The 12962-nt window shown below is 71.6% G+C and carries 14 protein-coding genes; 3 read left to right on the top strand and 11 right to left on the bottom strand.

Annotation, left to right across the window (positions count from 1 at the left end; all coding sequences use genetic code 11):
* Positions 1-705: 705 nt before the first annotated feature.
* The 6 genes from Drose_RS08665 to dhaM all read right to left on the bottom strand — a co-directional run bounded on the left by Drose_RS08665 (position 706) and on the right by dhaM (position 4877).
* Complete coding sequence (locus tag Drose_RS08665) at positions 706-1362, bottom strand: regulatory protein RecX (protein WP_390891344.1); 657 nt, start codon at positions 1360-1362, stop codon at positions 706-708.
* A 143-nt stretch (positions 1363-1505) separates the two neighbouring features.
* Positions 1506-2555, bottom strand: a complete 1050-nt coding sequence (gene recA / locus Drose_RS08660) for a recombinase RecA (protein ID WP_260727656.1) — start codon at positions 2553-2555, stop codon at positions 1506-1508.
* A gap of 156 nt (positions 2556-2711) precedes the next feature.
* Entirely contained in the window at positions 2712-2912 is a 201-nt protein-coding gene (locus tag Drose_RS08655) for a DUF3046 domain-containing protein (RefSeq protein WP_260727655.1), read from the bottom strand.
* A gap of 9 nt (positions 2913-2921) precedes the next feature.
* Complete coding sequence (locus tag Drose_RS08650) at positions 2922-4208, bottom strand: MFS transporter (RefSeq protein ID WP_260727654.1); 1287 nt, start codon at positions 4206-4208, stop codon at positions 2922-2924.
* 32 nt (positions 4209-4240) lie between these two features.
* Positions 4241-4501 (bottom strand): HPr family phosphocarrier protein, encoded by a 261-nt coding sequence (locus Drose_RS08645; RefSeq protein WP_260727653.1) that lies wholly within the window; start codon positions 4499-4501, stop codon positions 4241-4243.
* The gene (gene dhaM, locus Drose_RS08640; RefSeq protein WP_260727652.1) at positions 4485-4877 is read right to left on the bottom strand and encodes a dihydroxyacetone kinase phosphoryl donor subunit DhaM; all 393 of its coding nucleotides are present in this window, start codon (positions 4875-4877) and stop codon (positions 4485-4487) included. The genes Drose_RS08645 and dhaM overlap by 17 nt, the downstream gene beginning before the upstream one ends.
* 44 nt (positions 4878-4921) lie before the next feature.
* Between dhaM and dhaK the strand changes: the two genes are divergently transcribed.
* Positions 4922-5920, top strand: a complete 999-nt coding sequence (dhaK, locus tag Drose_RS08635) for a dihydroxyacetone kinase subunit DhaK (protein ID WP_260727651.1) — start codon at positions 4922-4924, stop codon at positions 5918-5920.
* A gap of 1 nt (position 5921) precedes the next feature.
* Positions 5922-6536 carry a dihydroxyacetone kinase subunit DhaL gene (gene dhaL, locus Drose_RS08630; RefSeq protein ID WP_260727650.1) on the top strand — a complete coding sequence of 205 codons (615 nt, stop codon included), beginning with the start codon at positions 5922-5924 and terminating at the stop codon, positions 6534-6536.
* Here the strand turns inward: dhaL and Drose_RS08625 are convergent.
* The 4 genes from Drose_RS08625 to Drose_RS08610 all read right to left on the bottom strand — a co-directional run bounded on the left by Drose_RS08625 (position 6511) and on the right by Drose_RS08610 (position 11037).
* Entirely contained in the window at positions 6511-7653 is a 1143-nt protein-coding gene (locus tag Drose_RS08625; RefSeq protein ID WP_260727649.1) for an acyl-CoA dehydrogenase family protein, read from the bottom strand. The genes dhaL and Drose_RS08625 overlap by 26 nt on opposite strands.
* Before the next feature lie 244 nt (positions 7654-7897).
* Positions 7898-8683: a cystatin family protein gene (locus tag Drose_RS08620; protein WP_260727648.1), complete on the bottom strand. Its 786-nt coding sequence runs from the start codon at positions 8681-8683 to the stop codon at positions 7898-7900.
* A gap of 77 nt (positions 8684-8760) precedes the next feature.
* Positions 8761-9564: a hypothetical protein gene (locus tag Drose_RS08615; RefSeq protein ID WP_260727647.1), complete on the bottom strand. Its 804-nt coding sequence runs from the start codon at positions 9562-9564 to the stop codon at positions 8761-8763.
* A 126-nt stretch (positions 9565-9690) separates the two neighbouring features.
* On the bottom strand, positions 9691-11037 hold the full coding sequence (locus Drose_RS08610) for an aminotransferase class I/II-fold pyridoxal phosphate-dependent enzyme (RefSeq protein WP_260727646.1): 1347 nt from the start codon (positions 11035-11037) through the stop codon (positions 9691-9693).
* Positions 11038-11072: 35 nt separating this feature from the next.
* Here Drose_RS08610 and Drose_RS08605 point away from each other — a divergent pair, with 35 nt between their 5' ends.
* Positions 11073-12302: a bifunctional pyridoxamine 5'-phosphate oxidase family protein/GNAT family N-acetyltransferase gene (locus Drose_RS08605; protein ID WP_260727645.1), complete on the top strand. Its 1230-nt coding sequence runs from the start codon at positions 11073-11075 to the stop codon at positions 12300-12302.
* A 204-nt stretch (positions 12303-12506) separates the two neighbouring features.
* Here Drose_RS08605 and Drose_RS08600 read toward each other — a convergent pair whose 3' ends face one another.
* A complete protein-coding gene (locus tag Drose_RS08600) occupies positions 12507-12878 on the bottom strand; it encodes a hypothetical protein (RefSeq protein ID WP_260727644.1) in 372 nt (123 codons plus the stop codon).
* Positions 12879-12962: the final 84 nt, after the last annotated feature.

Here is a 12962-nt window from a genome sequence, read left to right as displayed (position 1 = left end):
CGACCCAGGGTAGCGTCCCGAAGACTCGGCGTTGAGATCAAGCCGGGGTACGGCTGCAATCATTCCACCACACACCGTGGCCACCACCAAGCGCATCATCGACGCCGGTCACAGAAGCCGCCCTTTCCACCCGATTACCCACACGCCGAAAAACCGCCACTCGGCAACCCGCCGCCAGCCATGATCACGGACGTTTCCATGGCCCAGAACCCAGGGCCGCGAAGTGAAGCCGCGCGGTCGCCCGTCCACCCACGTGTCGCGCTACGAGACAGTGACGCACAGTCGCGCGGGTGGTGCCCGCCGATCGCGGTCACCGATCTCATGATCATGGGAAAGATGTGGCTGCCCCAATAGCCAGATCTTTCCCATGATCATGGGGTCGAGCAGCACGGCGGCGAATGACGGCCAAACGCGGCGGCCGGCACACCCCAGCGGCGACGCACCGTGCCCGAATTGTCGACTTTATTCAGTTTTGACAAGGGTTGTTGGGCGAACTTCGCGGCCGTGGCCCAGCACCCCGCAGAACTTTGTGCTCGCGAGCCGCCACACCCTGAAGTCACCCGGACGCCCCGGGCCTGCCGGCGCTGACGGCCGAACGGCACAACAAAAAGTGCGCCAGAAGCGGCTGCACGAGCCACGGCCGGCAGGCAGCCACGCTGGAATGACCCGGCCGCGCGGCACGTGAGGCCCGGGCACGAGCGGGGCTCAGCGGGAGTCCGGCTCCAGCGTGGAGTCGGCCAGGGCGTCGGGGTCGATGCTGTCCGCGAACTCGGCCGCGGCCGCGTCGCGGTCGGCCAGCGCCTCCTTGACCAGGCGAATGGCCAGGCCCGGTGGGTAGCCCTTCCGGGCCAGCATGCCGACGATCCGGCGGAACGCCACCTCGGGAGCCGCGTTGGACTCGACCCGCAGGCGGCGGGCCACCAGGTCGCGGGCCGTCTGCTCCTCGACGTCCGGGGCCAGTTGGTCGAGCGCCTCGCCGACCTCGTCGGAGGAGACGCCCTTGCGCCGCAGCTCGCCGGCGAGCGCCCGCCGGGACAGGCCGCGACCGTGGTGGCGGCTGGTCACCCAGGCCCGGGCGAACGCCGCGTCGTCGATGATGCCGACCTCGTCATACCGGTCGAGGATCTCGGCGGCGATGTCGTCCGCCACGCCGTGCTTGCGCATCGCCGTGGCGAGCTCCGCCCGGGTGCGCGGCCGCACCGCCAACTGACGCAGGCAGATCTCCCGCGCCGCCTCCCTCGGGTCGGCCGGAGCCGACCGTGAAGCGCCGCGACCCGATCCCGGATCGTCAGTGGAGGGCGAAGACTCGGCGTCCTCGGCACTCCGGCGCCGGCCGCCCCGCCGGTTCCCCCAGCCCGGCATCAATCACCTCCGGTATCACCCGCGCCGGATGACCGCTCATCCAGCGGCAGCGGACCCGGTGCCGGCGTCGCGCGGCTTGGCCCACACGACGCCGGCATCGGGTCGGTCTCGGTTGACCGTCAGAAGCCGACCGTCGAAGATCGTCAGAAGTCGACCGTGGCGACGTCCGGACCGCCCGCGGCGTCCGTCGACTGGCCGACGCCGACACCCAGCTTCTCCTTGATCTTCTTCTCGATCTCGGCGGCCACGTCGGGGTTGTCGCGCAGGAACTTCCGCGCGTTTTCCTTGCCCTGGCCGAGCTGGTCGCCGTCATACGTGTACCACGCGCCGGACTTGCGAATGATCGCCTGCTCGACGCCCACGTCGATGAGAGAGCCCTCGCGGGAGATGCCCTTGCCGTACATGATGTCGAACTCGGCCTGCTTGAACGGCGAGGCCACCTTGTTCTTGACGACCTTGACGCGGGTGCGGTTACCCACGACGTCGGTGCCATCCTTCAGGCTCTCGATGCGCCGCACGTCGAGACGGACCGACGCGTAGAACTTCAGCGCGCGACCACCGGTCGTGGTCTCCGGGCTGCCGAACATGACGCCGATCTTCTCGCGCAACTGGTTGATGAAGATCGCCGTGGTCCCCGACGAGTTGAGGGCACCGGTGATCTTCCGCAGGGCCTGGCTCATGAGCCGGGCCTGCAGACCCACGTGGCTGTCGCCCATCTCGCCCTCGATCTCGGCGCGCGGCACGAGAGCGGCGACCGAGTCGATGACGATGATGTCGAGCGCGCCGGAGCGGATCAGCATGTCCACGATCTCGAGCGCCTGCTCACCGGTGTCCGGCTGAGAGACGAGCAGCGCGTCGGTGTCGACGCCGAGCGCCTTGGCATAGTCAGGGTCGAGCGCGTGCTCCGCGTCGATGAACGCCGCGATGCCGCCCGCGGCCTGCGCGTTGGCGATCGCGTGGAGCGCGACGGTCGTCTTGCCGCTCGACTCCGGCCCGAAGACCTCGATGACCCGGCCGCGGGGAAGGCCGCCGATGCCGAGTGCCACGTCGAGCGCGATGGATCCGGTCGGGATCACCGCCTGCGGGGCCAGGACGCGCTCGCCGAGGCGCATCACGGAGCCCTTGCCGAACTGCTTGTCGATCTGCGAGAGGGCGAGCCCGAGCGCCTTCTCCCGGTCCGGTTGTACTGCCATGTCCGTCACCCCTGGGTTCGCGGTCTTCGTCGGCGTTCGTTTGGTCACGCAGACAAGCTAAGCGCCGGGTATGACAAAAACTGCCCGCGTGGTGCCCAACGAGCAAGGAGATTACCCGTACATCTGTTCGACCGACACGCCGACACGCCAAAAATGTCAACGAAGACGTGCGGGAACACGCTCCGGGTAAGCCGCGACTACCGCCCGCCACACGGCGGCAGTTTCCTCGCCGCCGGCGAGGGCCTCGTCGATGGTGCGGCCGCCTAGCTGCGACAACACCTGATCGTGGGCGATGCTCCTGGCGTACCCCGCGCCGAACACCTGCTCCAGCCGCTGCCAGAAATCCGTCAAACGCACGTGACCACGTTAGAGGGTCCGCCGGTGGGCGGTGGTGTCGCGCCGGCGCGACACCACCGCCACGAGCGGGACCACGGCGACGGCCGCCACGATCGTGAGCGCCGGATAGCCGAACAGGTCGACCACGACTCCGGCGAGCGCTCCGGCCGACGCGCCGGACACCCCCATCACCAGGTCGGACAGGCCTTGCACGCCGGCGCGCTGCTCGACCGGTACCGACTCCGACAGCAACGTCGAACCGGCCACCATCATGCAGCCCCAACCCACCCCCAGCAGGGCCATCCCGACGGAGAGCCGCGGCATGCTGCCCCCGGCGGTGCCGCTGAGCGCGCAGGCCAGCAGGAGCAGTGCGACGCCGGCGAGGATGAGCGGGCGGCGGCCGTAGCGGTCGGCGAGCCAGCCGATGACGGGCGACAGCGCGTACATGCCGGTGATGTGGATGCTGATCACGAGACCGACGACGCGCAGCAGGTCACCGTGATCGTGGACGTGGTCGCCGATGTGGACCGGGGTCATCGACATCACCCCGACCATGACCACGTGACCGACGGCGACGGCGGCGACACCCACCCGCGCATCGGGGCCGGCCAGGACGGTGCGGACGGCCTCGCGCCACATACCACGCGGCTTATCCGAAATGTTCGATTTGGCGGCCAGTGACCGCGCCGTCATCAACGGATCCGGCCGTAGGAACGCCAGCATGGCCACCGCCGCCGAACCGAACACGACGGCGCTGAACAGGTACGGCCCGCCGTATTCCGGAACTCCCCACCGCGCGGTCAGGCGATCCGTGAGCGGCGCCAGGTTGGGCCCCGCGACCGCCCCGATCGTCGTCGCCCACACCACGATCGACAGGTGCCGCGCCCGCCGGTCCGCCGCCGCCAGGTCCACCGCCGCGTAGCGGGACTGGAGGTTCGCCGCGCTCGACCCGCCGAAGAGGAACATGCCGAGGAACAGCAGCGGCACGTTGTCCAGCCCCGCGGCCACGGCCACCAGCAGGGCGCCGAGCGCGCCGACGGCATACGCGAACACCAGGCCGGGCCGCCGCCCGCCGGACCGCATCAGCCGCGCGGCGGGCACCGCGACGAGCGCCGCGCCGATGACCGCGCTACTGCCGGCGAGCCCGGCCGCGGTCGGCCCCGCCATCGACGCCGCGAGCAGCGCGCCGACGGATACGCCGCTGGCCACGCCGAGCCCGCCGATGACCTGCATGCCGACCAGCAGGCCGAGGGTGCGGCGCTGGAGCCGGTGGACGTCGATGCCGGGCGGGGTGATGAGAGCGGTCACGCCCGTCATCGTCGCGTACGCACCGAGGTGCGCACCACTCCTTACTTCACGTCCTCCAGAATCGACACGGCCGCGCGGGCCGCCTCGGCGGCGTCCGCGCCGGCCGCCCGGACCACGACCGTCGCGCCGGCCCGCGCGCCGAGCCCCATCACGGCCAGCACGCTGCGGGCATTGGCCTGCTTGCCGTCGAACACCACCTCGAGGGTGCTGGTGAAGCCCGCCGCGGCCCGTGCCAGCGCCCCGGCCGGCCGGGCGTGCAGGTCGGCCGGCAGCACCACCGACAGCTCAGAGCTTGCGGACATCACGGGCCTCCACCGCCGCCTGCGTCACCTCGGCCAGACCGGCGCCGGTGCCGGCGAGCACCGCCGCGGCGACCGCCCCCTCGACGAACGGCGCGTCGACCAGCACCGCGTCGTTGGCGACCCGGTCCTCCAGGACGGTCTGCGCGGTGAGCACGGCACTGCCGAGGTCGGTCAGCACGAGGACGCCGGCGCCCCGGTCCGCGCGGTCGACGGCGACGAGAATGCGGTTGTAACTGGTACCGAGGCCGCCGTCGTCGGTCCCGCCGGCCGCCTCGATCGGCACCTCTTCGCCCGCCACCTGGACGAGCAGGTCCCGCAGCCCGTGCGCCAGCCGCTCGCTGTGCGAGACCAGCACGATTCCTACCGGTTGCTCCATGTCGGGCAATGCTATGTGCCCGCGGTACCGCCAAAATGACAGGCATGAAGAAGTTCGTCAACGATCCGGCCGACGTGGTGCGGGAGGCGTTGGCCGGCGTGGCCGCCGCCCACCCCGATCTGCGGGTCGACCTCGCGGAGCAGTTCGTCGTGCGCGCCGACGCGCCGCGCACCGGCAAGGTCGGGCTGGTCTCCGGCGGCGGTTCGGGGCACGAGCCGCTGCACGCCGGGTTCGTCGGGCCCGGGATGCTCGACGCCGCCTGCCCGGGTGAGGTCTTCACGTCGCCGGTCCCCGACCAGATCCTGGCCGCCACCAAGGCCGTCGACGGCGGCGCGGGCGTCGTCCACGTCGTGAAGAACTACACCGGTGACGTGATGAACTTCCAGCTCGCCGCCGAGCTCGCCGCCGACGAGGGCATCCGGATCGAGACCGTGCTCGTCGACGACGACGTCGCGGTCGAGGACTCGACGTGGACCGCGGGCCGCCGCGGCACCGGCGCGACGCTGCTGGTCGAGAAGATCGCCGGTGCGCTGGCCGAGGAGGGCGCGCCGCTGGCCGACGTGGCCGCGGTCGGCCGCCGTGTCAACGAGCTGTCGGCGTCGTTCGCGGTGGCGCTCACCGCCTGCACGACGCCCGCCGCCGGCAGGCCCGGGTTCGAGCTGCCCGACGACGAGATCGAGGTCGGCGTCGGCATCCACGGCGAGCCCGGCCGCAGCCGGCAGAAGCTGCGCCCGGCGAAGGAGATCGCCGCACTGGTCACCGAGCCGATCCTGACGGCCGAGCCGATCGCGTCCGGCGAGCCCGTGATCGTCCTGGTGAACGGTCTCGGTGCGACCCCGCTCATGGAGTTGTACGTCATGTTCGGCGAGATCGCGCGCCTGCTGGACGCCGCCGGGGTGCGGATCGCCCGCTCGCTCGTCGGCGACTACGTGACCAGCCTCGACATGGCGGGCATGTCCCTGACGGTCTGCCGGGTGGACGACGAGCTGCTGCGGCTGTGGGACGCCCCGGTCCGCACGCCGGGCCTGCGCTGGGGGATGTGACATGGACGCCGTGCTGGCCAGGGCCTGGGTCGCCGGCATCGCCTCGGCGGTGCGTGACCGGGCCGACGAGCTGACCCGGCTCGACGCCGCGATCGGTGACGGCGACCACGGCGTCAACCTGCGCCGCGGGTTCGACGCGGTCGTCGCCGCGCTTGAGGCCGCCGAGACGCCGGCCGCCGGCGACGTGCTGGTGAAGACCGGGACGACGCTCGTGTCGAAGGTCGGCGGCGCATCCGGCCCCCTGTACGGCTCCGCGTTCCGCGCGATGGGCAAGGCACTGCGACAGGAGTCCTCGGTGGCGCGGGCGCTGGAGGCGGCGCTGGAGGCCGTCCAGAAGCTCGGCAAGGCCGCACCCGGCGACAAGACGATGGTCGACGCCCTGGCCCCGGCGGTCGAGGCGTACTCGGCGGCCTCGGACGACGCGGCGAGGGCCGCTCGGGCCGCCGCCGCCGCGGCCGCCGACGGCATGCGGGCGACCATCCCTCTCCAGGCTCGCAAGGGCCGCGCCTCCTACCTGGGCGCACGCAGCGTCGGCCACCAGGATCCGGGCGCGACCTCGACCGCGTTGATCTTCGCGGCGCTGGCCGCCGTCACAGGCCCAGACTCCGGCCGATGATCTCCTTCATGATCTCGGTGGTGCCGCCGTAGATCGTCTGGACGCGGCTGTTGAGCCACGCCTTGGCGACCGGATACTCCAGCATGAACCCGTAGCCGCCGTGGAGTTGCAGGCACCGGTCCGCGACCTTGTTCTGCAGTTCGGTGGTCCACCACTTGGCCTTGGCGGCGTCCGTGACGGAGAGGCGGCCGGCGTTCTGCTCGACGATGCACGCGTTGAGGAACGTCCGTGCGATCGTGACCTCGGTGTCGAGCTCGGCGAGCAGGAAGCGGTTGTGCTGGAACTTGCCGATCGGGCGGCCGAACGCCGCACGGCTCTTGGCGTAGTCCAGCGTGACGGAGAGGATGTGCTCGGCGGCGGCGACCGCGGCGACGGCGATGCCGAGGCGCTCCCGCGGCAGGTTGGCCATCAGGTGGTAGAAGCCCTGGTTCTCCTGGCCGATGAGGTGGTCGGAGGGGATGCGGCAGTCGTCGAAGAAGAGCTCGGCGGTGTCGTTGGCCTTGAGGCCGACCTTCTCCAGGCGGCGGCCGCGGCTGAAGCCGGGCGTGCCGCGCTCGACGCCGAAGAGGCTGATGCCGTGCGCACCGCGGGACGGGTCGGTCTTGGCCACGACGATCACGAGGTCGGCGAGCTCACCGTTGGTGATGAAGGTCTTCTGGCCGTTGAGCACCCACGAGTCGCCGTCACGGACCGCGGTCGTGCGGATGCCGGCCAGGTCGCTGCCGGCGGCGGGCTCGCTCATCGCGATGGCGGTGACGATGTCGCCCGAGCAGAATCCCGGCAGCCAGCGATTCTGCTGATCCTCGGTCGTGAGATCGGTGAGGTAGGGCGCGACGACGTCGTTGTGCAGCCCGAAGCCGAGCCCGGACGCGCCCGCGGCGACGATCTCCTCGACCAGCACGGCGTTGAAACGGAAGTCGCGTTGCCCGCCGCCGCCGTGCCGCTCGTCGACGTCCATGCCGAGCAGGCCGACGGCTCCGGCCTTCCGCCAGACGTCGCGGTCGACGATGCCGGCCTTCTCCCACTCGTCGTTGTGCGGCACAGCCTCCCGCGCCAGGAACTCCTTGCACAGTTCCCGGAAGGCATGGTGCTCGGCCTCGTACACGTGGTGTTCCATGCGGGCAAGTGTGCGACGCGAGGCACAGTCTCGCCTAGCGCCACGCGTGGCCGCGACCAGCGCCCGAACACCCGTCGGGTCCGCGATCGCGCTGAGCCCGAGGGCGCCCGGCCGCGTCACGCGTGCGCCGGGTCGGCCCGGAACCAGGCGTTGCCGTCGAACCCGGGCAGCGGCAGGCCCGTCAGCGGGGTGTACGCCGAGCCGCGCACCCCCTCGTCCGGCGCAGCGTAGCGCCGCCGGCGCGTCAGCCGTTCAGCAGGCTGTAGACCGCGGCGGTGGCGGGCGTGACGTCGGCGGCCTTCGGCGGCGCGACCGTGACCGGCTGCCCATGGCCGGCGTAGTCGAGCGTCATCATCCGCTCGGACACCGTCCCGTAGGCAGGGACCGTGATCTTGATGGACGTCAGCTTCTGCTGGGCGTCGAGCGTCGCGGTGAACGGCGCGGCCTTGGCCTTCTCCCCCAGCGCGGCGAGCACGGCACTGTCGTCGATGCCCAGGTCTCCGCCCCGGCTCAGGTCGTAGGTCCCGGTGATCGTCGTCGGACTCTCCTGCTTCGCCGTGCCGACGCGGCCGACGAACTGCTGGCTGCTGGTCGGGTCCTTCGCCTCGATCAGGCCGACGATCTCCCCCTTGGTGACCTTGGCGCGGTCGAGCTTGTACCACTTCTTGGCATTGACACCGCTCGCCGGGATGCTCGTCCTGAAGTAATAGTCGGTGCCGATGACGATGCCGTCGATGGTGTACTTCACGCCGGAGACGACGCCGTCGGCCTTCACCTGATGCTTGCCGGCCGGGTCGACGGCTCCGGAGAAGGTACCTTCGTCGATCTTCATCGTGTAGGTGTAGGTCGAGGAGTTGAGATCCTTGACCGCCTTGTCCAGGACTTCCTTGGCGGTCGGCGTCGGCGACGCGGAGGCCGGTGCGGTGTGGTTGTCGGCACTGGTCTTCTTCTCGTCGCCGCCCCCACAAGCGGTGCCGAGTGCCAGGGCCGCCACCGAGACGGCGACCGCGATGATCCTGCTGGTGCGCATGCTTCCCCTCCCTGAGTATGCGCCCGGCCGGTGACGCGGGGGCCGGCGCCGATGCTGCCGGCCCCCGCGGGGCCGGCCTACTTCCCGTTCAACACCGAATAGACCGATGCGGGTGCGTCCTGAACCTCGGACGCGGCCGGCTCGGTCACCGTGACCGGAGCGCCGAAGTTGCTGAACGTGGCCGTGAGGTCGCCGGCCTTCGTGTCGCCGTGGGCCGGAACGCTGACCTTCAGCGCGGCGAGGTTGCCCTTGTCGTCGACCGTGGCCTCGAACGGCACAGCCTTCGCCTTGTCGCCGAGCGCCTTGACAGCCTCGTCGTCGATCGTGCCCCACGTCGTCTTGGTGAAGTCGAAGGTGCCCTTGATCAACTTGCCGTCGGTGGTCTCCGCCGTCGCGACGGCACCCGAAAGGTCGTTGAGGTCCACCGGATCCTTGGGGTTGCCCACGCCCAGCATGTCCTTCGCCGTGACCTTCGACGGGTCGATCTTGAGCCACTTCTTGCCGTCGAAGCCCGGAAGCGGCAGCCCGCTGATCTTGAGGTAGACGGCCGTCTTGGTGGTCTGCGACTGGACGGTCATTTTCACGCCCGGCTCGACCTCAACCGCGATCCGGCCGGTGCCGACACCCGCCGCGGGGTCGGTGGCGCCTTCGTAGGTGCCGTCGGCCATCATCGCCACCTTGAACGCATACGTCGAGGCGGTGGTCTTTTTCACGGCTGCCGAGAACTGGTCGGTCGCGCTCGGCGCCTTGGTGGGCGATGCCGCCACCGACGATGACGAGGCGGGCGACGTGTCCGACCCACCGCTGTCACCACAGGCGGCGACGAGGGCGAACGAGGCCACGGCGACCACGCCGAGGACGACGCTCTTCGCGATCTTCACTCTGATTGTTCCTCCCTGAACAGGGTGGCACCGCCCCGTGTCGGTGGCCACGCCGAGGGACAGTAGCGGGAGGCTCTGACATTCCTCGACTCACTTGTGTCACAACCGCACAACAAGAGCGGTTTGTCACACCTGTCGCCGAACGGTCCCGGCGGCACGGCGCAGCACCGCCTCGGCGACGCGCGGCGCGTCCCGGGGATCGAGCGTGGCCGTCGTGATGCGGATCGCCGGCGGGCTCACCAGCCGATACATCGCGCCGGGGGCCACCGCGAACCCGTCCTCACGCAGTCCCGCCACCATGGAGGTCTCGTCGGCGACCGGGACCCAGACGTTGAAGCCGCTCACACCGCGTGCCGGCAGCCCGCCGAGAGCGTCACGCAGGGCCTGCCGCCGCTCCGCATAGTGATCCCGGGCACGTCTTACCAGCCCCTTCGTCTCCGGATCCCGCCACAGCTCGATGACGAGGCGCTGCAGGACGGTGGAGACCCAGCCGGTGCCGAACCGCATGCGTCCCTCGATCCGCGCGACGGTGGTCTCGTCCCCGGCCACCGTCGCCACCCGCAGATCGGGACCATACGGCTTGGACAACGAGCGGATGTAGGCCCACGAGTCGGTCGCACCGGCCAGCGGATGCGGACGTTCATGGGCCAGTTCGGCCGCGTGATCGTCTTCAAGAACCAGAATCGATCGGTACCGCATGAGTCTCCGGCGCAACGCGAGCGCTCTCCCGCGGGTGACGAACGCGCCGGTCGGATTCTGCGCGCGACCGGTCACCACCAGGGCCGCGACCCCGGAGGAGAGCGCGGCGGACAGGCCGTCCTCCGTCGGGCCCTCGTCGTCGACCGGCACGGGCACCGGCGTGAGCCCGAGCACCGCGACGAGGTCGAGCAGGTTGGCCCAGCCCGGGTCCTCGACGGCGACCCGGTCGCCGGGCCGCAGGTGGGCGACGAGCGCCCGCTCGATGCCGTCGAGCGCGCCGCCGGTGACGGTGAGCCGGCCGTCCGGGACGCCGTCGGCAGCGAACCGCTCCCCCGCCAGGTGCAGGAGCTGGGGCAGCGGGCCGCCCGCGCCGTAGTTGGTCGGCGGCAGGTTGCGCGACAGCTTGATGAGGTGCCGCGCGAAGCCGGGCAGGAGGTCGGCGTCGGGCGCGCCGGAGGCGAGGTCGACGACCCCCTCGGGCACCCCGAGCGCGTGCCCGGTGCGGCGGGCCAGCGGCGGGCGTGCGCGCACCCGGGTGCCGGCCCGGCCGGCCGTCTCGATCAGGCCCCGCCCGCGCAGCACCCGATAGGCCGCGGCGACGGTCGCCGGGCTCACGCCGAGGGTCGCGGCCAGCGTGCGCACCGGCGGCAGCACGGCGCCCGGGTCCAGCCCGCCGGTGCGCACGGCGGCCTCGACACTGGCGGCGATCCCGGCCGCCGTCGCGCCGGAAATCACGGCTGCCGTCTCCGCCGACGGCTGATATTGTACTGCCACAGTTCACAGACTGTACTAGAACAAAGGAGGTCGCGGTGGACACCTACCCGAAGACGGCACGGACCACGCCCAAGCGGCTCGGCGAGCGCGCCTCCTATGACGCGGCGCTCGTGCACAGCGTGCTCGACGAGGCCCATGTCTGCCATGTCGGCTTCGTCGCCGACGGCGAGCCCCGCGTGCTGCCGACGCTGCACGTCCGCGTCGGCGACACGGTCTACCTACACGGGTCCACCGGCAGCCGGGCCATGCTCACCGCACGGGAGCGGGGCCTGCCGGTCTGCGTCACGGTGACGCTCATCGACGGGCTGGTGCTCGCCAGATCCCAGTTCCACCACAGCGTCAACTACCGCTCGGTCGTCGCGCACGGCACGGCACGGCTGGTCACCGACGAGCGGGAGCGGGCCGACGCCTTCGCCGCCCTGGTCGACAAGGTCGCGCCCGGCCGGGCCGCCGACAGCCGCCCGGCCGACGCCAAGGAGCTGGCGCAGACCGCGGTGCTGGCGCTGCGGCTCGAGGAGGTCTCGGCGAAGGTGCGCACCGGCGGGGTCTCCGACGACGAGGCCGACCTCGCCCTGCCGCACTGGGCCGGCGTGGTGCCGCTGCGCCTGACCGCCGGCGCGCCGGTGCCGGCGCGGGATCTGCGGGTGCCACTCCCGGAATATCTGCGGCCGAAGCGCTCACCGTGGCATGCCGCGCCCACGCTGCGAGGCACGCACGTCGTGCTGGAGCCGCTCGACCACCTGCACGCCGAGGGGCTGTTCGCCGCGCTCGACGACGCCGAGGTGTGGACCCACCTCACGGTCGCCCGGCCGGCCTCGGCGGCGGACATGGCGTCGATCGTCGCGGCCGCGATCGCCGACCCGTCGCGGACCGCCATGGTGCAGAAGGATCCGGCGACCGGCACGATCGTCGGCAGCACCTCGTTCTACGCGATCGACCCGGACCGGCGCTCGGTCGCCATCGGGCACACCATGCTCGGCCGCCCCTGGTGGCGCTCGGGGGTCAACACCGAGTCGAAGCTGCTGCTCATGGGGCACGCCTTCGACACGCTCGGCGCGATCCGGGTCGAGTGGCACACCGACGTCCGCAACGAGAGGTCGCAGCGGGCCATCGCGCGGCTCGGCGCCCGGCGCGAGGGTGTGCTGCGGGCTCACCGGCAGCGAGCTGACGGCAGTTGGCGCGATACCGTCCTGTTCGCGATGATCGCCGACGATTGGCCCGAGGCCCGGGCACGCCTGGGTGCGGCGTCAGCGCCTGTCGCATAGCTGGGCCGCCGCCGCCCGACCGGCCCGTCCGGCGCCCGTGCCGCCGGGCTGAGCACCTCGGTGCGCGGCGTGTTCGTGGCGTTCTCGGCGTGAAGCTGGCGACCGCGAGCATCTCCTGAACCGCACGGGGGGTCTCCCACCCTGCGGTGAGAGACCCCCCTTCGCTGCCCGGCCAGGCAAGTCATTCGCTGGAGCGCTGTCGGTCTACTCGGTCACGACGAGGTCGGGGCGGCCGAGCTCACGCAGCAGGTCGTTGACGACGCACTCGTCGCCGGCGCGCCGGCGGTCGGCCACGACCCGGCCGCCGGTGAGCAGCGCGAGGCGTGCGCCACCGCGGGCCGGGCCCTGACAGACGAAGTAGTGAACGGCGGCCCGGACGCGGGCACGGTCGACGGCGCTGGCGTCGGCGGTGTCGGCGATCAGCCGGCGCAGCGCGGCGGCGACCCGCTCCGCACGGTCGACGTCCGCCGCGGGCCGGCCGGTGCGCAGCGCCCCGAGATAGGCCTCCAACTGCCGCGACAGCACCTCGGACTCCTGCCGGACCGCCCGCGCGGCGATCGTGCGCTGTGCTGCCACGGGCCACTCCTGTGCTGTGCGCGCCATCGTCGGTGCTCCCCGGCGGCGCTCAACCACACCGCGGGGCTTCGCACACCATAGCCA

Source organism: Dactylosporangium roseum (genome assembly GCF_025264685.1).
GTDB lineage: Bacteria > Actinomycetota > Actinomycetes > Mycobacteriales > Micromonosporaceae > Dactylosporangium > Dactylosporangium roseum.
This window is presented reverse-complemented; position numbering and strand designations above follow the sequence as displayed.

Coding starts and splice junctions, on each gene's coding strand:
- Drose_RS08665 (WP_390891344.1), bottom strand. CDS start 1,362: ATGCCGGGCTGGGGGAACCGGCGGGGCGGCCGGCGCCGGAGTGCCGAG.
- recA (WP_260727656.1), bottom strand. CDS start 2,555: ATGGCAGTACAACCGGACCGGGAGAAGGCGCTCGGGCTCGCCCTCTCG.
- Drose_RS08650 (WP_260727654.1), bottom strand. CDS start 4,208: ATGACGGGCGTGACCGCTCTCATCACCCCGCCCGGCATCGACGTCCAC.
- Drose_RS08645 (WP_260727653.1), bottom strand. CDS start 4,501: ATGTCCGCAAGCTCTGAGCTGTCGGTGGTGCTGCCGGCCGACCTGCAC.
- dhaM (WP_260727652.1), bottom strand. CDS start 4,877: ATGGAGCAACCGGTAGGAATCGTGCTGGTCTCGCACAGCGAGCGGCTG.
- dhaK (WP_260727651.1), top strand. CDS start 4,922: ATGAAGAAGTTCGTCAACGATCCGGCCGACGTGGTGCGGGAGGCGTTG.
- dhaL (WP_260727650.1), top strand. CDS start 5,922: ATGGACGCCGTGCTGGCCAGGGCCTGGGTCGCCGGCATCGCCTCGGCG.
- Drose_RS08625 (WP_260727649.1), bottom strand. CDS start 7,653: ATGGAACACCACGTGTACGAGGCCGAGCACCATGCCTTCCGGGAACTG.
- Drose_RS08620 (WP_260727648.1), bottom strand. CDS start 8,683: ATGCGCACCAGCAGGATCATCGCGGTCGCCGTCTCGGTGGCGGCCCTG.